Origin of the sequence: Cystobacter fuscus (genome assembly GCF_002305875.1) — a bacterium.
GTDB lineage: Bacteria > Myxococcota > Myxococcia > Myxococcales > Myxococcaceae > Cystobacter > Cystobacter fuscus_A.
Window position 1 is genome coordinate 2,183,571 of the sequence record NZ_CP022098.1, and the last position, 22,186, is coordinate 2,205,756.

At 70.6% G+C, this 22,186-nt stretch carries 11 protein-coding genes; 3 read left to right on the forward strand and 8 right to left on the reverse strand.

From position 1 onward, the window contains the following. Positions 1-21: 21 nt before the first annotated feature. From CYFUS_RS09175 to CYFUS_RS09190, 4 genes are read right to left on the reverse strand one after another with little or no spacing between them, the layout of a single operon-like run. Positions 22-711, reverse strand: a complete 690-nt coding sequence (locus CYFUS_RS09175) for a 4'-phosphopantetheinyl transferase family protein (protein WP_157758349.1) — start codon at positions 709-711, stop codon at positions 22-24. Further along, entirely contained in the window at positions 698-6,088 is a 5,391-nt protein-coding gene (locus CYFUS_RS09180; RefSeq protein WP_095984880.1) for an SDR family NAD(P)-dependent oxidoreductase, read from the reverse strand. Before CYFUS_RS09180 ends, CYFUS_RS09175 begins: the two co-directional genes overlap by 14 nt. After that, positions 6,085-7,008 carry a hypothetical protein gene (locus CYFUS_RS09185; RefSeq protein ID WP_095984881.1) on the reverse strand — a complete coding sequence of 308 codons (924 nt, stop codon included), beginning with the start codon at positions 7,006-7,008 and terminating at the stop codon, positions 6,085-6,087. The genes CYFUS_RS09180 and CYFUS_RS09185 overlap by 4 nt, the downstream gene beginning before the upstream one ends. Before the next feature lie 3 nt (positions 7,009-7,011). Beyond that, positions 7,012-12,498, reverse strand: coding sequence for a type I polyketide synthase (locus tag CYFUS_RS09190; RefSeq protein WP_095984882.1), 5,487 nt, complete (start codon positions 12,496-12,498; stop codon positions 7,012-7,014). Between the two features lie 397 nt (positions 12,499-12,895). Here CYFUS_RS09190 and gspG point away from each other — a divergent pair, with 397 nt between their 5' ends. Next, positions 12,896-13,315: a type II secretion system major pseudopilin GspG gene (gspG, locus tag CYFUS_RS09195; protein WP_198316515.1), complete on the forward strand. Its 420-nt coding sequence runs from the start codon at positions 12,896-12,898 to the stop codon at positions 13,313-13,315. A gap of 124 nt (positions 13,316-13,439) precedes the next feature. Then, positions 13,440-13,832 (forward strand): DUF5335 family protein, encoded by a 393-nt coding sequence (locus CYFUS_RS09200; protein ID WP_095984883.1) that lies wholly within the window; start codon positions 13,440-13,442, stop codon positions 13,830-13,832. A 57-nt stretch (positions 13,833-13,889) separates the two neighbouring features. Here the strand turns inward: CYFUS_RS09200 and CYFUS_RS09205 are convergent, their stop codons facing one another. The 3 genes from CYFUS_RS09205 to CYFUS_RS09215 form a co-directional block, all read right to left on the reverse strand. Beyond that, positions 13,890-15,299 (reverse strand): ABC transporter substrate-binding protein, encoded by a 1,410-nt coding sequence (locus CYFUS_RS09205; protein ID WP_095984884.1) that lies wholly within the window; start codon positions 15,297-15,299, stop codon positions 13,890-13,892. Then, entirely contained in the window at positions 15,299-16,108 is an 810-nt protein-coding gene (locus CYFUS_RS50480) for a tetratricopeptide repeat protein (protein ID WP_157758350.1), read from the reverse strand. Before CYFUS_RS50480 ends, CYFUS_RS09205 begins: the two co-directional genes overlap by 1 nt. 104 nt (positions 16,109-16,212) lie before the next feature. Further along, positions 16,213-18,006: a phosphoenolpyruvate carboxykinase (GTP) gene (locus tag CYFUS_RS09215; protein ID WP_095984885.1), complete on the reverse strand. Its 1,794-nt coding sequence runs from the start codon at positions 18,004-18,006 to the stop codon at positions 16,213-16,215. A 199-nt stretch (positions 18,007-18,205) separates the two neighbouring features. Here CYFUS_RS09215 and CYFUS_RS09220 point away from each other — a divergent pair, with 199 nt between their 5' ends. Beyond that, the gene (locus tag CYFUS_RS09220; RefSeq protein WP_095984886.1) at positions 18,206-20,110 is read left to right on the forward strand and encodes an SLC13 family permease; all 1,905 of its coding nucleotides are present in this window, start codon (positions 18,206-18,208) and stop codon (positions 20,108-20,110) included. On the opposite strand, the gene CYFUS_RS09225 is transcribed toward CYFUS_RS09220, so the two are convergent. After that, positions 20,097-22,106, reverse strand: a complete 2,010-nt coding sequence (locus tag CYFUS_RS09225) for a membrane dipeptidase (protein WP_095991891.1) — start codon at positions 22,104-22,106, stop codon at positions 20,097-20,099. The genes CYFUS_RS09220 and CYFUS_RS09225 overlap by 14 nt on opposite strands. Positions 22,107-22,186 lie beyond the last annotated feature (80 nt).

A 22,186-nucleotide genomic window follows, 5' to 3' on the forward strand; every position in this document is an offset into this window, starting at 1 on the left:
TGGGGAGCACCCTGGCGGCCGTCAGCCGGCGGCCGCCAGCACCCGCCCCGTGCCGTCCGTGAGCAGCAGCGCGTCCAGGACGGACGGGGGCTCGCCGAGCCCCGGGGGCAGATCCCACGTGTCGAGCTTCACCCGCAGGGCCAAGAGCCCCGCGTGCGCGTGGAGCAGCACGGGACGCACCGCCACCTTCTGCAGGGGGGCGCGCAGCCCCACGCCCCACACCTTGAGCACCGCTTCCTTCATCGCCCAGGCGGCGGTGGTGGCATCCACCTCCGCCCCGCACACGCTGGCGTAGCCCGCGCGCTCACCCGGAGCGAAGGCCTCCTCGAGGAAGGCCTCGCCCACCTCCACCCGCTCTTCCAGGTCCACGCCCAGCGCGCCGCCGCGCGCGAGCGCCGCCACCGCCAGGCCCGTGGAGTGGGAGATGGACAGCGCGAGTCCCCGCTCGGGCACGAGCACCGGGCGGCCCGCGTCGGCTCCCTCGGCGCGCGCCGTCACCTCCGCCCGGGCGCCGGGCTCCAGGTGCTCGAGGGCGCGGTGCGCGGCGAGCCGGCCCGCGACGAACTCCCGCCGCCGCTTGGCCGTGCGGCACCGGGCGAGCCCCTCGCGCTCCAGGCCGGAGAGGGCGGCGTCGTCCTCCGCCCCCACCTCGGCCCAGCCCAGGAAGAGCTCCCGCCCGCCGGGGAGCTGGAGCCGCTCAGCCCTCCGCACTCCGCTGCTCACCCCGGCGCAGCCGCCGGAACCACAGTCCGCTGCCGCCCAAGAGCAGCGCGCCGTCCTCGCCCCGCACCTCGAAGTCGTAGATGACGTCCTCGCCCTCCACCCGCATCATCCGCGCCTTGACGTGGCCCGACTCGCCGAGCCGCCGCTGGCGCCCGCGCACCAGGTGGTCCACGCCCATGGGCACCGACACGAGGTTGTTGTGGTGTCCGTCCCAGTTGGCCGCCACCTGGAAGGCGGCGTCGAGCAGGAGCGGATCCAACTGGAAGCGCGGCCGCGCCACGTGCGTGAAGATCTCCCGCTGCCGGGGCGCGCGGATGATGCCCTCCACCTCGCGCTCGCCCACGTAGACCCATTCGGCGCGGCAGAAGAGCGGACCCAGGTACAAGGGCTCCTTGGCCAGGTGGAAGATGGAGCGCGCGCGCGCGCCGGGGAGCGCCTCGGGCAGCTTGCCCTGGCTGGCCTCTGCGGGAGGCGGCGGCCCGAGCACGAAGATGCCCTGCTGGTGGATGCGCCGCTGGGTCTGCTCGGAGCGCCCGCCCAGCGCCAGGTCACTGCTGGACTCCACGTAGAGCGTCAGCTCGTCGCCCTGGCGCTTGAGCACCTTGGCGGTGAGGGTGACGTGGACGGGCTTGCCCTTGGCGCGCTCGCCGGTGAGCGGGGCCTTGAAGAACTTGAGCGGCGTCTCGATGCGCAGGTTCTCCGCGCGCAGCACGGACAGGTCCGGGCGGAACAGGGAGGCCGTCTCGCCCAGCATCTCGAAGCCGAAGGTGCCGGGCATGATGGGCACCGAGTCCAACTGGTGCTGGAGCACGAACGGGTCCGTCCTCAGGTCGAACGTGCGCGTGGCGATGAGGCCCTCGGCGTCATGGCGCTCCACGCAGTCGAGCATCGGGTAGTCCGAGCGCACGAGCAGGAAGCCGCGGTCGTCATACACGGTGCGCGCGTCCGGGCCGTCCGCGGAGGCACCCAGGAAGGGCCACTCGCGGAAGAGCCGCTCGTCGAAGATGGCCACCTCGCGCTCGGAGCGGCCGAGCATCAGCTCGTTGATGAACCAGTAGGCGCCCTCCGCCGGGGTGATGAAGGACACGCCGGTGCTCTGCACCACGTCCATCTGCCGCGCCGCGGCGCCCACGCCTTCCCACGCCGTCCAGTCGATGGTGACGCAGCGCATGTGGGGCCGGGCCCGGTGCGCGTACGCCATGGCGCACTTGCTCATCAAGTCGTTGGCGGCGCTGTAGTCCGTCTGGCCCTTGTTGCCGAAGCGGCCCGCGCCCGAGCCGAAGCACATCATCAGCTTCAGGTCATCGCGCCGCGTGGCCTCCAGCAGGTTGATGAGGCCGAGCACCTTCACCTCCATGGTGGAGGCCACGATGCCCGGCGTCTTGTCGGGCAGGCTCTTGGAGGACTCCACCATGGCGCCGTGGACGATGCCGTCGATGTGGCCGTGGTACTCGCGCACCCGGTCCACCATGGCCCGCACGTCCGCGGCGTTGCGCACGTCGCACGTCTCGTACTCGATGGACAGGCCCTGGGCGTACACCTCCTGGAGGTTGCGCCACAGCTCGCGGGCCCGGACGTAGGACTCGAACACCTCGTTGAAGCGCACCACCGTGAGGGAGGGGTCCGCCTTCTTGCGGCGCACCATCTCCTCCTTGCGGAAGGTCTCGAAGTCCTTGTCGTCCAGCGCGAGGTAGGGCTCGTCTCCGGTGGGCGCGGGGGTGCGTCCGGTGACGATCACCTTGGGGCCCAGCCTCGCCACCGCCTTGGCCACCTCGAAGACGGCGCCACGCCCGCCTCCGGAGAAGAGCAGCACCCAGCTCGGGTCCACCCGGCGCAGCACCGTGTTGTCTTCCAGGGAGAAGTCCGAGCGGCGCAGCCCCACCACGAAGCGGCGGCCCGCCAGGTAGCCGATCTCCGTGCGATCGCTGCCTTCCTCCAGCTCGCGTGCCACCGTCTCGGCCACCACCCAGTGCGACACGCGGGGCTCGAAGTCGATCGTCTTGACGACCGTGGAGGGCAGCTCCTGCTTGAGCCCCTTGAGGAAGCCCGCGAGCGCGCCGCCCATCACGTTGCCGCCATCGCCCACGAAGCCGAAGTCACCGCCCATGGTGGTGACGGCCACGTAGCAGGCGTTGCGCCCCTTGGCGTCGCGCATCCGCTCGTAGAGCGCGCGGCCGGTGCCGTGCCAGCGCGCCGTGGTCTCCGCCATGCGGCGCGCGAAGCGGGCGCTGCCCAGCGTGAGGAAGTACTCCACCGGACCGAAGGCGCCCAGGTCGATGACGCCATCCGCGCCCCCCAGCTCCGCGCTGGCCATGCGCACGCGGCGCTCCACCTCCAGCGCGTCGGTGAGGCCCGACACCTGCACCGTCGCCAGGCGCACGCCCTTGCCCACCAGCAGGCGGCTGAAGGCGGCGACCAGGCCCGGCTCGTCCCCGAGCAGCAGCAGCTTGCGGCCCGCGAGCGGGTAGCGCTTCTCCGACGAGAGCGCCAGCGGCACCAGGTCCACGCTCCAGCGCTGCGCGGACAGGCCGCGGCTGGGCAGGGGATGGCCCGAGGTGAGGCTCTGGGGATCCACCGTCTGGGGCTTGCGGTGGACGTTGCCGTGCTCCTCCAGGATGACGTGGTAGTTGGTGCCACCGGCGCCGAACGAGCTCACCCCCGCGTAGCGCTTGCCCTCCCGGGGCGCCGGCCAGGGACGGCCCTCGAGCGACAGGGCGATGGGCAGCTTGTCGAAGGGAATCTCCGCCTTGGGGAACTCGCCGCCGTTCATGGGCGGCAGGTACGCCTCGCTCACCGCGAAGGCCGTCTTGATGAGGGCGAGGATGCCGCTGGCCGACGAGGTGTGGCCGATCTGCGACTTGAGCGTGCCCATGGGCACGGGGTTGTCGCGCCCTCGCGACTGGAAGGCCTCGCCATAGGCGGTGGCCTCCGCGCTGTCCCCGATGCGCGTGCCCGTGCCGTGCGCCTCCAGCAGGCCCATCTGATCCGGGTGGATCTTCGCGTCCTCCAGGGCGCGCTCCACCGCGCGCGCCTGTCCCTTGGGGTTGGGCGCGAACACGCTGGTGCCCCGTCCGTCACTGGAGAAGCCGATGCCGGAGATGACGGCGATGATCTTGTCCCTCTGTGCTTCCGCGTCCTCCAGGCGCTTGATGACCACCGCGCCCGCGCCCTCGGCCGGCACGAAGCCATCGGCGCGATCGTCGAAGGGGAAGGTTCCGCGCGGCGAGAGGATGCCGAGCGCGGCCAGGGCGGCGGCGTACTCGGGCACCAGGTTGAAGGCCACGCCACCGGCCACCACGACGTCGACGTCCCGGTTGCTCAGCGCGAGCATGCCCGCGTGCAGCGCCGCGGGAGAGCTGGCGCATGCGGCGTCCACCGCCATCACCCCCCCGTTGAAGTCATGCAGGGCGGCCAGCCGCGCCGCGCAGGCGATGCCCGAGTAGTACTGCGACGTGTTCTCGTCCAGCGGGGGCAGCTTGGAGACCAGGTTGGCGCGCGCGGCCTCGATGAGGGGGGCCACCTGGGCATCGGTGAGGCCCTCGGCGCGCAGCGCCTGCGCCGCCAGCTTGAGGTAGCGCTCGCCGACGAAGCGCACCTCGATCTCGAACTCCTTGTAGCGCACGGGCAGTTGGCCCACCACCACCTGCACGCGCTTGCCATTCCACGCGCCGGGCTCGTGGCCGGCCTGGCCGAGCGCCTCCTCCGCCGCCTTGACGAAGATGGGCACGGAAGGATCCAACGCCGCGGCCTGCGCGGGAGGCAGCTTGAGCCAGCGCGGCTCGGCGAGCGGAATCTCCACCGTGCCGGCCAGCCGGGGCACCACCTCGTTCTTGCTCAAGAGGGCGCCCAGGGTGCGGTTGACGTCGAAGCGCGAGGGCGGCAGATCACCGATGGCGTCCGCCTTGGACACCGTGTTCGTCCACAGCGCCTGGGCATCCGGCGCTCCGGGCGCGAGCGCCCCCATGCCGACGATGGCGAACTTCTGCACGGCCGGGCGCACGGGGCGGATGTCCGTCCACGCCTCGCGGGCGGGGGCGGGTCCGAGCAGCGCGTGATAGGCCATGTTGCTCCAGCCCAGGCTGCTCACCCCCACGTAGGCGCGCGGCGGCAGCGGCTCGGGGCGGGTGAGGTACTGCATCAGCCCGTCCGCGCCCTGCCGGGGCGAGGTGAGTCCCGCCACGGGCGCGCGCACGTTGCCGTGGAGCGACAGCGCCGCGCGCATCACCGACACGAGCCCGCTGGCCGCCTGCTGGAAGCCCACCTGGGGCGCCGCCGTGGAGAAGGTCAGGGGCTCGGAGCGGGTCGCGGAGAGCGCCGCCTTGAGCCCGAGCAGCTCCTGATCCTCCAGGCCCGGCACGCCGCAGGCCTGCAGCTCCACGTGCCGCACCTGCTCGGCCTCCACTCCACTCAGGTCCAGGCACGCGCGCGCGGCGCGATCCACCATGCGCGACAGGCGCGACAGGCCCTGCTTGAGGTTCACCTCGGCGGTGACGCCATGGAGCACGGCGTAGATGCGCTGCTTGTCCGCCAGCGCGTCATCGAGCCGGCACAACACGAGCGCCACGGCGCCCTCGCCGGGCAGCGTGCCCGCGGAGCGCCCATCGAGCGCGAGCAGCTCGCGCTCCGCCAACCAGCCGCGCGCGGCCAGCAGACCGAAGGAGGAGGGGCTGAGCAGCGGCGCCACCGCGCCCACCACCGCCACGTCGCACTGGCCATGCTGGAGCGAGAGCGAGGCGAGCCGCAGCGCCGCCAGCGACGAGGCCGTGCCCGCGTCGACGGCGAGGTGTCCACCGCGCGTGTCGAGCAGGGTGGACAGGCGGTTGGCCACCATGGTGGCCGTCATGGGCACCGTCTCGGTGATGATGGGCGGGGCGTGCTGCTCCACGTGCCGCTCGACGGCCGCCATCAGCCGGGCGCCGTCGGGCCTGTGGGCCAGCAGCGGGGCGAGGTGATCCCTCAGCTCGGGGGCGCGCAGGCGCAGGGCCTGATCCGTCTTCAGATCCACGCCCAGGCCGGTGGAGCCCAGGAAGATGGCGCAGCGGCTGCCGGGGCTCTTGTCGGGGCCGTAGCCGGCGTCCTGGGTGGCCTGCAGGAGCGTGAGGTGCAGCAGGCGCTCCATGCGGTGCATCTTCTCCACGTGGGCGGGCGGCAGCCGGAACTGCTTCCAGTCCTTGCCCTCCTCGGGGACGAAGCCGCCCACGAAGGGATGGTGCACGGGCAGGCCGGCGTTCCAGTCCTCCGGGGCTTGCGTCAGGGCGCGCATCCCCTCGAGCGACTGGTTCATGAAGCGCATGGGCGTGTCGGCGCCGGGCAGCCGGCAGCCGAGTCCGATGATGGCCAGGGGGATGTTCGCGGAGGAGGTCATCGCGGGGTCAGGAGCTTGACGAAGGACTGCCAGGTGACGCGTGGCAGGGTGGGGGAAGTCTCCTCGGAGGGCAGCGAGGCCATGCCGATGCCACGCAACTCGAGCACGGGGATGCCGTCCTGGCCGAGCAGCTGGGCGTTGAAGGAGGCCAGGCCGCTGCCGGCGCCACACAGGCGTGCGTCGCACAGCAGCCGCTCGTCCCTCCGGGGCATGCGGTACCAGTTGGCATCGGTCATGGCCATCTCGCGCGAGCCCTCGCCGGAGAAGGCGTACCAGAGCCACTTCACCAGGTGCAGCGCCCCCTCGAGCGCGGCGGGGGCCACCTGGATGCGGCTGGCGGGGAGGACCTTGGAGAGCGTCCGGGGGTGGATGAGCCCGCCCTGGATGCGGCCCAGCTCACACAGCCGGGCCCAGGAGACGACCTGGAGCGACTCGGGGACGCGGTCGCCCTGGCCGCCCACGCTCGTGTAGAGCTGCCGCCCGTTCTGGAGGTTCTCCGTGCGGGGCGCGGGCTGCCGTTGCTGCTGGGGCCAGGGGGCGGGCCCATAGGTCTGGCCGAACTGGAGGATGGCGCGGCAGACGGGGATGGGCTCCTCGCTGCTCTCCTGCTCCAGGGACAGGAAGACCGAGACCTCACCATCCTGCTCCCGGCGCGCGCGCCCCACCAGCCGCGCGGCGGCCGCGGGCACCGGGGCGCGCAGGAACCAGCGCACGTCCCGCATGCCCACCAGCACCCGGTCCGGGTACACGAGCGCGCCCACCTCGGCGAGGAACTCCAGCTCCAGGGACGCGGACAACGGACGCGTCTCCTCGTCGAGATCCACGGGAAGGCGCACGTCGCGCTTGGCGACCGCGCTCTCCCCGCGGAAGACCTCGGCCACGTCCTCCACCAGGGGGTATTGTGAGGTATCGGGTTGCACGGACTAGCGGTCCTTCACGAGATGTTGGACGAGCTCACCCAGGGTACGCACCTGGCCCATGTCGGGCGCGGCGACGCCCACCCGCGAGGACATCGCCTCGCCCAGCCGGCGCAGCTCGTCCTGCTTCACGCCCACCTGCCGCAGGTCCATGGCGAGCAGCGCGTCGCGCACCGAGCGCGGACCGCCCCCACCACCCGCGCGCTTCGTGGACTCCTCGGAGCCGGTGACGGGAACGGCGGCCCTGGCCAGCGCGGCCGAGGCCGAGGCCGTCGCGGCCGGAGCGGGAGCCGCCGCGGCCGGCGGGCTCGCGTGCTGCGCGCGCTCGACGATGTGCTCGATGACCTTGCGCAGGGTGTTGAAGTCACGCAGGGCGCGGTTGGGATCGCGCGAGACGCCGAAGGCCTCGCGGGTGCGCGCGAAGATGTCCACCTGCTTGACGGTGTCGATGCCGAGGTCGGCCTCCAGGTCGAGGTCCATCTCCAGCATGTCCTCGGGGTAGCCCGTCTTGGCCACCACGGTGCGGATGAGCACCTCGCGCACCTGCTCGAAGAGGTTGAGCGAGGCGGCCAGGGCGGTGGGCACCGACGGGACGCTGCTGGCCACGAGGGGGGCGGGCGCGGCGGGGGCCGGAGCGGCGGGTGCGGGGGCCGGAGCGGCGGCCTTGACGGGAGCCGGAGCCGCGGCGGCCGGAGCGGGAGCGGCGGCCTTGGCGGGGGCCGCGGCGGCGCCGCCCTGGGTGGCCAGGACGCGCTCGACGATGTGCTCGATGACCTTGCGCAGGGTGTTGAAGTCACGCAGGGCGCGGTTGGGATCGCGCGAGACGCCGAAGGCCTCGCGGGTGCGCGCGAAGATGTCCACCTGCTTGACGGTGTCGATGCCGAGGTCGGCCTCCAGGTCGAGGTCCATCTCCAGCATGTCCTCGGGGTAGCCCGTCTTGGCCACCACGGTGTCCAGCAGCACGCGCCGCACCTCCTCCTCCAGCGCGATGGACTTCTGCACCGTCGTGACGGGCTGGGCGGCGGGAGCGGGGGCGGTCACCGGGGCCGCGGCGGGAGCCTCCCGGGAGGCGGGGGCCGCGAGGCCGGTCGCGCTCTGGCCCGTGCGCAACTGCTCCACCAGGGAGATGATCGCCTCGAGGGTGACGAGGTTCTCGGGCCGGGCCACCGAGGCGTCCACGCCGAACTCACGGCCCAGGGCGATGGCGACCTTGAGCGCGGTGGCGGGCTCGAGCACCCCGTCCAGGGGCAGTCCGAGCAGCACCTGCTCCACCCCGGCTTCGCCGCCCACGGCGTCCGCCGAGAGCTGCCCGACGCCATTGACGTACGAATATCCGATGACTCGCTTGAACTGTTCCATGTCACCTACCTTGGGGTGAATCGATGCGATGGCACCATGGGACTGACCCTTGAGGATCTCCCGGGTGAATTGGGTGAGAGACCACTTGGGTCCGGCTTCGATGAAGAGGCGGGCGCCCAGACGGTGGGCTTCCGCGAGGGCCAGACGCAACCGGACGGGTTCGACGAACTGGCTCGTCAGGAAGGCCGGGTAGTCGCGCGGGGGCCGGCCGCCATACTCCTTCGCGTCGATGGTGGACACCAGGCGCACCGTGGGCGCGCGGAAGGCGAACCCCTCCAGCACCCGCTGGTAGGCGGGACGCGCGCCCGCGATGAGCGCCGAGTGGTAGCCGTGGGAGACCGCGAGCACGGTGCATTCGATGCCACGCGCGGCGCAGCGTTCCACCAGGGCGGGCAGGGCCTCGCGATCCGCGGACACGATGCAGGCGCGCGGCCCGTTGTCCGCCGCGAGGGTGGCGTAGCCGGGCAGGCCCGCGATGAGCTCGGGCACCTGCTCGGAGGCGCACGTGAGCGCCGCCATCTGGCCCGGGTCCACCGTGGGCATTTCCAGCACGGCCATGGTGCGCGAGTGGATGGCGCGCAGGCCCTCTTCCAGGGTGAGGGTGCCCGCGGCCACCAGCGCCGCGAGCTCGCCCGCGCTCTGGCCGACGAGCACGTCCGCGCGGATGCCATGGGCCCTCAGCAGCCGGTAGAGCGCCACGTTGACGAGGAAGACGGCCGCGTGGATGTCCTCGTCGTTCTGCCGGTAGCTCTTGGCGTCCTCGGTGTAGAAGCTGGAGGTGAGCGTGCGTCCGGTGAGGTGCAGGTAGACGCGGTCCGCCTCGTCCAGGGTGGCCTGCACCACCGGGTAGGCGCGCGCGAGCGGGCGCAGCATGTTGGCGTACTGGCCGCCCTGGCCCGGGAAGGTGATGGCCACCGGCGCGCCGCGCAGGGGTGCATCCGGCCCGGCCGCGAAGATGCCGGACTGGCCGAGGAACTCCATGTCCCCGCCCGTCTCCACCGCCTTGCGCAGGAAGTCGCGCTTCTTGCGCAGCTCCTCGCGGGTGCGCGCCGTGACGGCCACGCGGTAGGGCCCCGCGGGCACGCGGCGCGTGTCCTCCAGGGCACCCGTCGCCTCGCACACCCGGTCCAACTGCTCCAGGCACGCGCGCGCGTCCGCTCCCGCCACGGCGATGAGCCGGGGCTCCGCGTCGGCCGGCTCCGACTCCTTCTTCACCGGCTCGCCTTCCTTCTTCACCGCCGCTTCCTCCTTCTTCATGGGCGCGGCTTCCCTCACCGGCCCGGCCTCCTTCTTGACCGACTCCTTCTTCCCCGGCTCCGGCTCCTTGACGGATGGCCGCGGTGCAGGGGCCTTATACTCCTCGAGGATGGCGTGGAAGTTGGAACCGCCCACGCCGAAGGAGCTCACCCCGGCGCGGCGGGGGCCACCGCCCATGGGCACGGGCCACTCGCGCTGCTCGGTCACCACTTCCAGGCCCTGGGGAATCTTCGGGTTGCGCGGCTCGCTCTTGAGCGAGCGGGGCAGCAGGTGCTCCTGCATGGCGCGCGTGACCTTGATCATCCCCGCCACGCCCGCCGCGGCGTTGAGGTGGCCGATGTTGCTCTTCACCGAGCCGATGAGCAGCGGCCGGGTGCGGCCCTCTCCGTAGGCGTTGTGGGTGGACTTGGTCTCCACCACGTCGCCCAGCGCGGTGCCGGTGCCGTGGCACTCCACGTAGTCCACGCTGGTGGGCGGCACGTTCGCGGCGGTGAGCGCGCGGCGCATGGCGAGCGTCTCGCCCATCTCGCTCGGGGGCAGCACGGAGCGGCCCTTGCCGTCGCTGGAGCCGGCGATGGCGCGGATGACGGAGTGGATGCGATCGCCATCGCGCTCGGCGTCCGACAGCCGCTTGAGCACGAGCACTCCCGCGCCCTCGCCGGGCACGAAGCCGTCCGCGTTGGCGGAGAAGGGCGAACTGCCCCGCGAGGACAGGGCGTTGAAGCGACAGCCGGCGACGAAGAACTCGGGGGACATGTCCGCCCACACGCCGCCGGTGAGCACCACGTCCGCCTGCCGGTGGTTGAGCAGCTTCGCGGCGGCGTGGAGCGCGGCGAGCGAGCTGGCGCACGCCGAGTCCATCACCATGTGCGGGCCGTGGAAGTCATACAGCGAGGAGATGCGCCCGGCGTTGAGGCTGCCCAGGTAGCCGGTGAGGCTGTCCTCGCTGATGGGGGGCAGGCCCGCCTTGTAGCGCTCCTCGGCGCCCTTGAGGATGACGTTGCGCATCCACTCGGGCATGCCGGACTTCTCCAGCGTCTCGCGCAGCTCGCGGGCGAACTCCGCCCAGCGCACGCGCGTGTCCGCGAGGAACTTGATGCCCTGGTAGGGCAGGAAGCCGAGCGCGAGCGCCACCCGCTCCCGGTTCCACTTGTCCGCGACGTACCCCGCGTCCTTGAGGGCCTGCTCGGCGCTCAGCAGCGTCACCACGTGCGAGGGATCCAACGAGGCCCAGGCCGCGGGGGGAATGCGCATCTCCAGCGTGGGAGAGGGCAGGTTCTCCAACCAGCAGCCCAGCTTCGTGTACGTGCGATCCTTGCGATCCGGGTGCGAGTAGCGCTCGGCCTTCCAGCGCTCGGGGGGCACCTCGCGCGTGGCGTCGTGGCCCTCGAGCAGCCGCTTCCACAGGGCCTCGACGCTGGGGGCGCCCGGGAACATGCCGCCCATGCCGATGATGGCCAGCGGCTCGGCCTGGTGGCGGCGGGGCAGGGGCGCGCGGCCGTGGCCCGGCCGGTAGGCCTCCAGCACCGCGTGGTAGTTGTTGCCGCCGAAGCTGAAGGAGCTGACGGCCGCCAGCGGCGTGGTGCCCGGACGGAACGGCTGCGCCTTGCGCGGCACGAAGAAGGGCGTGCGCTCCAGCTCCAGCTTCGGGTTGACGCGCTCCACGCCCGGCTGCGGCGGAATCTGGCCGTGGTGCAGCGACAGCACCGCCTTGAGCAGACCGGCGGCGCCCGCGCCCGCGCGCAGGTGGCCGATGTTGGCCTTCACCGAGCCGAGCGCGATGGAGCCCGGGGCGCCGCTGTAGATGCTCGCGAGCGCCTGGACCTCGCTGGCATCCCCCACCTGGGTGCCCGTGGCGTGGCACTCCACGTACTGCACGCTCGTGGGGTCCACCCCCGAGTCCTCGATCGCGCGGCGCATGGCGAGTGCCTGACCCTCGCGCCGGGGCGCCACCAGCGACTTGCCCCGCCCGTCCGAGGAGCCGCCGATTCCCCGCAGCACCGCGTAGATGGTCTCCCCATCCCGCTCCGCGTCCTCCAGCCGCTTGAGGGCGAAGAGCGACACGCCCTCGCCCAGGAGCGTGCCGTCCGAGTCATCCGAGAAGGGCCGGACGTGGCCCTTGTAGGACAGCCCTCCCAGCTTGGAGAAGGCGATGAACTCCAGCGGCGTGAGCAGCTCGCTGACGCCGCCGGCCACCGCGAGATCGAACTCGCCGTCGCGCAACCCGCGCACCGCCAGGTCCAGCGCCGCGAGCGCCGAGGAGTAGCCCGCGTCCACCGAGTAGTGCAGCCCCTTGAGGTCGAACTGCATGTTGATGCGCCCCACGGCCACGCTCGCCGAGGAGCCCACCACGTTGTCGTCGCTGCACTCCTTGAGGCGACCGCGCAGGCGCTGGGCGGTGATCTCCAGCACCTCCTGCTGCCGGGTGAGGGGCAGCGCGCGGAACTCGTCCGTGGTGCGCACTGCGTCGAGCATGTCCTCGAGCCGGATGTGCATGCCGCTGTCGCGCTGCCATCCCAGGCTGGTGGCCCCGAGCAGGATGCCGGTGGTCTCCCGGGGCAGCACCCGCACCTCGGAGAGGGCCTGGGTGCCGGCCTCGAGCACCATCCACTGCATGGGGTGGACGTTCTGGGCGTCCGCCGGCGGCACCTTGTACTTGCGCCAATCGAAGACGAAGTCGTTGATGAAGCCGCCCACGTCCGCGTGGGCCCGGTCCGGCATCGTGCGATCCGGGCTGAAGTAGAGAGAGTGATCCCACGCGCGGGCGGGCACCTTCGCGAGTGAAATCCTTCCGGTGGAGATGCTGGTCCAGAAATCGGAAACGCGGTGCGCGTTCGGCAGGACGCAACCCAATCCCACCACGGCGATGGCATCCATTCAGGCTCTTTCTTTAGACCGGGTCGAACCCAGGGGGGCTTCAGGCGAGAACTTCAACGGGGATTGAATTGTACCACGGCCATGGGAGCCCATGCGGAGTGCTGAGGGTGTGGGCCGCTTCCACTCGCGTGCGCGCGGGTATGACGGATGGCCGCTCGAGGAGCAGCCAGAAGACGTGGCGCTCGGCATGACGAAGTGTCCCGCCATCTTGTCTCGACACGCTGTCCCATGAACGGGCCATTGCCCGGGACAGCGTGACGTGCTCGCTGGCTCCAGCCACCTCGCGTCCGCTGCGTGCTCCTCGATGCCACGAGCGCCGGCGCGCCCGGCGTGCGGGTTGCACAGGTGGATGTCTGGCTCCTCGGGGAGCCAGACGAGGAGCTACAAGGTGCAACAGATGAAGAAGGGATCGCGGCGTCACCAGGCACGCGGCATGACGCTCATCGAGATCATGGTGGTCATCACCATCCTGGGGCTCATCATGGCCGCGGTGGGGGTGTCCGTGCTTTCTCAGCTGGACCAGGCCAGGCAGCGCCGGGCGCGGATGGACTTCCACGCCCTGCGCGACGCTCTCAAGGTGTACTACGCCAAGAAAGGCCGTTTCCCAGACACGGCCATGGGCCTGCGCGGACTCGTGGACCACCACATCCTGGAAGCGCTGCCCAAGGATCCCTGGGGCAACGAGTACGTCTATGTGAATGAAGGGGGCAAGCCGCGCATCACCTCTTATGGAGGAGATGGGGTGGCGGGCGGAGAGGACAAGGACGCGGACCTGTGTTCGTGTGACCCGGACCCGGAAGCGGGGACGGGCTCCTGACGAGCCACGAGGTGGATGTCCGCCTGCTCGCCCTCCGGCCTGGAGAGTCGTCGGGAATCTCCATTCATGAAGGGGTGGATGGCCGGGGCGCGTGCGGACCTACCTTCCGGGGAGGAGGCAGGCCATGGGCTATACGGCGGAGATTCCCAGGCGGAGCTGGTTCGCCTACTTCGAGCTGTTGAGCGAGCGGGCATCGAGCCATCCCCTCCGGCTGGAGGTGGAGGACAGGCAGGGGGCGTCGTGGCGGATGGAGCAGGCGCTGCCGCTGGTGGGCATCGACGTGGAGTCGCGGGAGCAGGGGACCCTGGAGGTGACGGTGGGCACGTTGCGGCGGGAGTTCACCCACCACGTCAGTGACCCGGAGCACGTGCACCTGCTCATGGACGACGAGGGCAACCTCCAGTGCATCCGCATCGAGGACCGGGACGGGGTCCGGAGCCTGCTCTACTTCGAGGGCGAGGAACCGGTGCCGGCCTGGTTCCACGCGGGCGCGGACGAGGCGGCGTCCTGGGCGTAGCGTGCCGCTCCCCCGCGCCGCGCCCCTTGGGGAGGCGCTCGCGCGGGGGAGGGAGCGTCACGGCGTGGTCTTGGGCGCCGGGATGGTCTCGATGGTCAGGAAGTTGTTGCCGCTCACCTGCCACAGCTCCACGGGGGAGGGGGCCTCGCCCGTGTCGTTGTTGAAGTCCAGGGCGCCGCTGGCTCCATCCACGTTGACGCTCCGGCCCGCGGCGAGCTCCGCGGCGAGACTCGTGAAGCTGCTGCTGGTGAGCTGGACGGGGTTGTTCGTCGCGGACGAGACCTTCGTCAGGCCCTCGGCCAGCTTCGGGCCCGTCACGGCGCCGCTGGTGCCCTGGGAGTAGGCGGCGCCCAGGGCCAGCAGGTACATGGCGTCATACGCATTGGAGGTATAGGCGTAGGCGCTCGGGTCCTTGTTGAAGCGGTCCTTGAAGCTGCTCTGGAAGGCGCGGAAGGCCTGCCCCGTGCCCTGGGCGGGCGCCGTGCCATAGAAGCCCTGCGCCTGGGCGGACGCCGTGCCATTGGCCAGCACGGCCACGTCCTTCACGCTGTCGGAGAACAGCCACTTGTGCACGCTGCGCTGGAGGTTGGGCCGGGTGGCGGCCTCGGTGAGGATGTTGGTGACGTCGCTGGCGAAACCCACCAGCACGGTGAGATCCGGATCGAACTGGTTGAGCGTGTCCAGCGCGGCCTTGACGTCTCCCTGGCGCGTATACGAGTCCCCTTCGTTTTCCACCTTCGGGGCCACGTCGAGGCGCTCGGAGACGATGTTGAAGAGCCCCTGCCCATAGGGATCGTTCACGTAGAGGATGCCCACCTTCTTGGGGGCGCCGAAGCGGGCGTCGTTGCGCACCAGGTTCGCGATGACGCTGCCCTGGATGGCGTCCGAGGACGAGGTGCGCCACACGAACCCCACCGGCCCGCCGTTCTTGTCCGGCAGGTCGGTCACCTCGGGCGAGGTGGCGCTGTAGCTCATGGTGACCACGTTCGCGGCGATGCTCACCGCCTGGGCCACCTGGAGCGTCTGGCTGCTGCCCGCGGTGATCATCGCCGGCACCTTCTTCTCCTTCACCAGCCACTCGGCCTGCCGCTGGGCACGCGCCACGTCGTTGCCCGTGTCGCAGTAGTACAGGGCGAACTGCTTGCCGCCAGAGCTTCGCTGGTTGATCTGCTCCACCGCCAGCACCGCGGCGTTGAGCGCCTGCTCATCCGACTCGTCGATGGGCGCGCCCACGCCCGTGCCGGAATGCACGGGGAACAGGCCCCCGATGGGGATGGCGTCCGGGCTCTGGGAGCCATACACGGTGCCGCAGCCCAGGGGCAGCGGCAGGCACAGCTTCTCGGGGGTGCAGACCCGGTCGCTGCCACAGTCCGCGCTCGTCTCGCACTCGTCGAGCCCCGCCGCCGAGATGAAGCTGCACCCGCTGGCCAGCACCGACAACACTCCCGTCATCCATAGTGCGCGCATCAGAAGCTCACCTCCACACCCGCGCCCGAGCCCCGGGGCGCGGAGATCAACCGGGCCTGCCCCGCCACGGGCACGGGCTGCCGGGGATAGAGCAGCACGGCCGCCACGGCGCTGACGATGCCCACCCCATAGCCGATGTCCGCCAGCAGCGCGTTGCTCCGGGTGGCCGTGCGCGCGGCGAGCTTGGTGTCCAGGTCCTGGGCATTGTTGAAGTCCGCGCGGGCGTTCGCCGCCTGCACTCCGAAGGCGATGCCCACGCCGACACCCGCCACCGCCAGTCCTCCCAGGGCGAAGGAGGTGATCTGCGTGCGCTTGCGCGCCGCGAGCGCGTCCTGGTGCGCCTCCTCGAGCCGCAGTTGGTTGGTCGCTTCCGCCTGTCGGGCCGCCTCGCGCTCCGCCTCCACGCGCCGCTGGGCCGCCTCGGCCTCCTCCTGCAGGCGCTTGCGCTCGGCTTCCGCCGCCGCCGCGGCCTCCTCCTCCTTCTGCTGCTGCAGCCGCAAGCGATCCACCGCCGAGCGCGCGCGCTTGCGCAGCTGCGCGTCCTCGCCGTCCGTCATGTACTGCTCGTAGTAGCTGATGGCCTCGCGTGCCCGGCCCGCCTGGTCATACGCGCGGGCGATGTTGTAGACGAGCCGCGAGTCCGGGGCCTGCTCGTTGGCCTTCTCGAGCGCCTCGGCGGCCTCCACGTACTTCTTCTGGTCATACAGCCGCTCCGCCTGTTTCACGAGCTCCTTGGCGGAGGGGGCCTTGGCGTGTGCCGCGAAGGGGGTGAGCAGCAGGGCCGCCCACAGAAGCAGGACCAATCTCATGGCGGCCGAGTCTACTCCAAAACATCCGGGCCGCTCCCTCCTGGATGCGGAAGGGCGGCCCCACGCCCCGCCGAGCGGGGCTCACCGGCCATGTGCCAGGTCTGTCAACTCTCGAGACGAGAGATGAGCAGCTTGCGCTGAAGCGTCAACGCCTCGGGGGCCTTGAGTCCCAGGGACTCGAAGAAGGACTCCTGGTTCTTGAGCTCCGCCTTCCACTCGTCCGGCTTGATGGAGGTGACCTCGGCGAGGGACTCCCTGGGCAGATCCAATCCCCGGGTGTTGAGGCCCTGATCGGAGCGCGGCACCCAGCCGAGCAGGGTCTCCTCGGTGGGCACGCGGCCGTGGACGCGGTTCACGATCCACTCGAGCACGCGCATGTTCTCGCCGAAGCCCGGCCAGATGAACTTGCCGTTCTTGTCCTGGCGGAACCAGTTGACCTGGAAGATCTTCGGCGGGTGGGCGATGGCCTTCTGCATGTTGAGCCAGTGCTGGAGGTAGTCGCCCATGTGGTAGCCGCAGAAGGGCAGCATGGCCATGGGGTCGCGGCGCACCACGCCCACCTTGCCGGTGGCGGCGGCGGTGGTCTCGCTGCCCATGGTGGCGCCCAGGAAGACGCCATGGGTCCAGTTGAAGGCCTGGAGCACGAGCGGGACGGTGTTGGAGCGGCGGCCGCCGAAGATGATGGCGGAGATGGGCACGCCCATGGGGTCGTTCGCCTTGGGGCTGAGCACGGGGTTGTTCGTCATGGGCGCGGTGAAGCGGCTGTTGGGGTGCGCCGCCTTCTCCGTGCTGCCCTTCTTCCAGGGCCGGCCCTGCCAGTCGGTGAGCTCCTCGGGCACCTCGCCGTCCATGCCCTCCCACCACACGTCCCCATCGGCCGTCAGGGCCACGTTGGTGAAGAGGGTGTCGCGCGCCACGCTGGCCATGGCGTTGGGGTTGCTCTTCGTGTTGGTGCCAGGGGCCACGCCGAAGTAGCCGGCCTCGGGGTTGATGGCCCACAGGCGCCCATCCGGTCCCACGCGCATCCACGCGATGTCGTCGCCCACGGTCTCGATCTTCCAGCCCGCGTACTCCTTGGGCGGAATCATCATGGCGAAGTTCGTCTTGCCGCACGCGGACGGGAAGGCGGCCGCCACGTACGTCGTCTCTCCCTGGGGGCTGGTGACGCCGAGGATGAGCATGTGCTCGGCGAGCCAGCCCTCGTGCTGGCCCAGGTAGCTGCCGATGCGCAGCGCCATGCACTTCTTGCCCAAGAGCGCGTTGCCGCCATAGCCGCTGCCAAAGCTCCAGATGGTGTTGTCCTGGGGGAAGTGGCAGATGTAGCGGCGATCCGGGTTCAGGTCCCCGGTGCTGTGCAGGCCGCGGTTGAACTCGCCCGAGTCGCCCAGCGTCTCCAGCGCCGGGCGACCCATGCGCGTCATGATGCGCATGTTGAGCGCCACGTAGACGCTGTCGGTCAGCTCCACGCCCACCTTGGCGAAGGGGCTGCCCAGCGGGCCCATCACGTAGGGCACCACGTACATCGTGCGGCCCTTCATGCTCCCGGTGAACAGGTGGGACAGCTTGGTGTACGCCGACTCGGGCTCCATCCAGTTGTTGGTGGGCCCGGCGTCTTCCTTGTTCGTGGTGCAGATGAAGGTGAGGTGCTCCACGCGCGCCACGTCGTTGGGGTTGGAGCGGTGCAGGTAGCACCCGGGGCGCTTCTGCGGATTGAGCGGGATGAGGATGCCCTGCTTCACCGCCAGGTCCGTCAGCTGCTTCTTCTCTTCCTCCGACCCATCACACCAGACGATCTGATCCGGCTGGGTCATCTGCGCCATCTTCGCCACCCAGGCCAGGAGCTCCGGGTTCTTCGTGGGAGCACTGCCCTGGATCCCTGGGGTTTGGAGCGAGGCCATGTGGACATCTCCTTGTAAAAGGTCCGGCTACATTTCTGGCTCCCGTTTGTAAAAGCAATGACGCCCGCTTCCTCTTCTCCCTCGGAGACTGGCTACTTCATTCAATTTTACTAATTGAATCGTGTCTATTCAGAAGACGACGTTCAGTACCGGAAGATTTCCTTCAGCGCCCGGTGGACTCCAGGCTGCACGCCCTCTCATGACCATCGCCATCGTCCTGGGTGCCGTGCTGGTGGCCCTCGTGTTGTTCTCCCTGGAGGCGATTCCCATCGAGGTGACGTCGCTGTCCATCGTGTGTCTGCTGGCGCTCACGGGAGTCCTGACGCCCGAGCAGGCCTTCGCGGGCTTCAGCAACGACACCGTGGTCTTCATCTTCACCCTGCTGGCGATGACGCAGGGGCTGGCGAGCACGGGGGTGGTGCTGCTGGTGGGGCAGCGGCTGTCCTTCTTCGCGCGCTTTGGCCACCAGACGTTCGTGCTGGCGATGATGGGGGCGGTGGCGGTGTTCTCCTCCTTCGTGTCCAACACGGTGACGACGGCGGCCTTCCTGCCGGTGGCCATCGGGGCGGCGCATCGCGCCAGGGTGCCCAAGAGCAAGGTGCTGCTGCCCATGGCCTATGCCTCCATGCTGGGGGGCATGGTGTTGCTCTACGGCACCTCCACCAACCTGGTGGTCTCCGCGGCCCTGCCCCGCCTGGGGCTCGCGCCGCTCGGGGTGACGGAGCTGGCGCCCGTGGGCCTGCCGCTGGCGGTGGTCGGCATCCTGCTCGTGGTGCTGCTGGGGCCGCTGCTCCTGCCGGCGCGCGAGGGCGAGGGCTCCTCGGCGGACTGGAACCTGCGCGACTACCTCACCGAGGCGATGCTGCCCTCGGACTCCCCCTACCTGGGCCAGAGCCTGGCGGACATCACCACGGGGCTCGGGCTGCGCGTCATCGGGCTCAGCCGCGCGGGACAGTCGCTGCCGGCGCTCCCGGCCTACCAGCTCGTGGGCGACGAGCGGCTCATCATCGAGGGCAAGCGCGAGGACATCCTCCGGGTGAAGGACCTGAAGGGCATCGAGCTGCGGCCGGACGTGAGGCTGTCGGACACGGAGCTGCGCCCCCAGGACAGCATCCTGGTGGAGGCGACGGTGTCCCCGGACAGCCCGCTCGTGGGCCACAGCCTCAAGGAGACGCACTTCCTCGAGCGCTATGGCCTGGTGGCGCTGGCGCTGCACCGCCGGCCCGTCATCCAGCGGCTCACCAAGTTGCAGTTGCTGGGCCGGCGCGTGGGCGGGCACTCGTTGTCCACCCTGGAGCTGTCGGCGGGGGACGTGCTGATGCTGTGGGGGGCGCGCGAGCGGGTGAAGGAGCTGACGGACGGCGCCCAGCTGCTCGTGCTGGGGGACGTGGAGTACCAGCCGCCCCGCCATGCCAAGGCCCTCCTGGCCGTGTCGCTGTTCCTCGGGGCGCTGGTGCTGGGCTCGCTCGAGGTGGTGCCGCTGGCGGTGGCGGGCCTCGCCGGGATGTTGGCGATGATCGCCACCGGGTGCGTGGACGCGGGCCGGGCCTTCCGGGTGGACTGGCGGGTGGTGCTGCTCATCGGCTGCATGATGGCGCTGGGCGTGGCCATGGAGACGAGCGGGGCGGGGCGCTTCCTCGGCGAGCACGCGGCGCGGCTCGGGGCCTATGGGGGCCCGCGCCTGGTGATGCTCGTGATGATGGTGCTCACCATCGTGCTGTCGGCCCCCATGAGCAACCAGGCCGCGGCCCTGGTGGTGCTGCCGGTGGCCGTGAGCGCCGCGGCGAAGCTGGGGGTGGATCCCCGGCCCTTCGCCATGGGGGTGACGCTCGCGGCGAGCTGCTCCTTCATCACCCCGCTCGAGCCGAGCTGCGTGCTCGTGTACGGCCCCGGCCACTACCGCTTCACGGACTTCTTCCGGCTCGGCACGCCGCTGACGGCCGTGCTGCTCGCCCTGCTCGTGGTGCTGGTGCCCATGCGCTGGCCCTTCCAGGGCAAGGGCACCCCGGCGGCCGCCGTGCGCGCGACGGGCCCACGCGGGGTGGAGCCCGAGGCGCCGGGAGCCGCCCCCGCGGAGGGGAGTCCCGGGCTCAACCGCAGGTGAGCCAGCGGCAGGTGCCCGACAGGCACTCCCGGCCTTCCGCGCACAGGGCGCCCTTGGCCTTCTTGTTCTGGCACACGCCGGTGTTGAGGCCCCAGCCGCAGTACTGCTGCGCGCCGCAGTCGTTGTCGCCGTCGCAGATGCAGGTGCCGGTGATGGCGCCGCACTCCATGGAGGTGCACTTGGCGCTCACGCACTCCTCGTTGAAGCGGCACGTCTCGCCGAGCACCTTGGAGGCGGGCGAGTAGGCCTTGCCGCACACCTGGGGGTACTGCGCCTCGCGGGTGGCCTTGTCCACGTAGGGCGCCACGCCGCTGGTGTCGATGTCCGCCGCGGCGTCCGCCATGCCCGCGCGGGTGGACTGGGCGCGCTCCCACATGCGCAGGAAGCTCTCCGTGGAGCCCTCGAGGCCCGTGGTGTTGGCGCCCAGTTGCTTGAGGTCGCGCAGCAGGTCCGGCAAGAGGCCCACGTGGGCCAGGCCGTACTGGTCGAAGTCGGTGCCCAGGCGCGCGGGCCCGGACAGGCGCTGCTGGGCGGCCTGCGCATCCGCCTCGGCCTTGAAGCCGGCCGAGCACGCGCCATAGGAGCCGAAGCGCGGCCGGGTCTGCTGGATGAAGCCGTTGAAGTCCGCGCCGAACGCCATGGGCACCTTCAGCCCCTGCCGGCCGAACTCGTATGCCTGGGCGAAGGAGCGGCTGGAGCCCTGGCAGTTGTTGGCGATGGAGGTGCGCGTGTACGTGCGCGTCTCGTCATGCGCGGTGCGCAGGCCGAACATGCCGCCGCTCTGGCGCAGGGCGCGCACGATGTTGGCGGGCGTCGTCTTCTCCGTGGCGGCCAGCTCCGGGTTCATCACCTCGCGGAAGTGCCCGTGGGAGACGTAGATGGGGTAGTACGTGTTGGCCTGGGTGAGGGCGAGCGTGTCCTGCACGCTGCGCTCGGACATGTGGGCGATGTCGATGAGCATCCCCTTGGCCATCATCTCGCGCACCAGCGCCTTGCCGTCCTCCGTCAGGCCCTTGGTGTTGCGGCAGTTGGCATCCACGTCGAAGCCCAGCGTGAAGCCGTTGGCGGTGGCACCACAGTCGGTGTCGATGTGGCAGTTCTCCAGGAACTGCGCCACCTGGAAGATGGCGTTGTGCAGCGCCGGGCCGCCAAAGCGGTTGTCCAGTTGGTGCACGGGCTGCAGCGAGCGCACGCCCAGGCCGTAGAAGCGGTTGAGCTCCGAGCGCCAGTCCTTGTCGCCGAACAGCTTGCTCACCTCGATGGAGAGCACCAGGGCCAGCTTGCCCGAGGCGATGATCTGCCGGGCGTGCGCGGGCGACAGGGCGATCTCCGCCCAGTCCGTGCGCGCGTCGAAGTCCTTGGCCATTTGAATCTGCACCTCGACGTCCGCCATCTCGTCGCAGGGGCGGTTGAGGTTGGCGTAGGGCAGGGCGCTGCACAGGAAGCCATTGCTCACCAGCGACACCGTCACCAGCGACAGGCCGCCCGTGTGCGCCTGCTTCAGCCATCCTTCCCACGCCTGCTGGTGGGCGATGGTGTCCCAGCGCGGCCACTGCGTGTTCACGTTCTTGCGCCCGAGGTGCAGGCCGGTGTCCCCTTCCGTGCCCTCGATCTTCCCGATGAACTCGGACGCCGCCGCTCCGCCCACGCCGAACAGCGACGACAAGAGGGGCACGCCGCTCAGGTCCACGCTGCCCGAGTTGGGGCACAGGTTGAGCATGTTGCTCAAATCCATGCGCACCCGGGCATGGTCGCTCTCGGGCGCTCCGCCATCACAGCTCGTGAGCGTGCCGGTGTAGCTGCCGTGGAACCAGCCGCCGCCGAAGGCCTCCTCGGCGAACATGTGGTGGTGCAGCTCGGCGAAGCCGGGCGCCGCCAGGGGCTGCTGGGCCGGGGCGGCCACGGGCTCGGACGCCTCTTCCGGTGATTCCATCACCGGGTTGCAGGCCTGCAATAACAGCAGTGACGACAACAGGGTCAGCGGGTGTCTGGACATGATGGGCTTCTCCAATCTCGATGGGAGAGCCGCATCTCATGCCCTTTTTTTCAGCAAATCAAGGAAGGGCGGTTATTTCC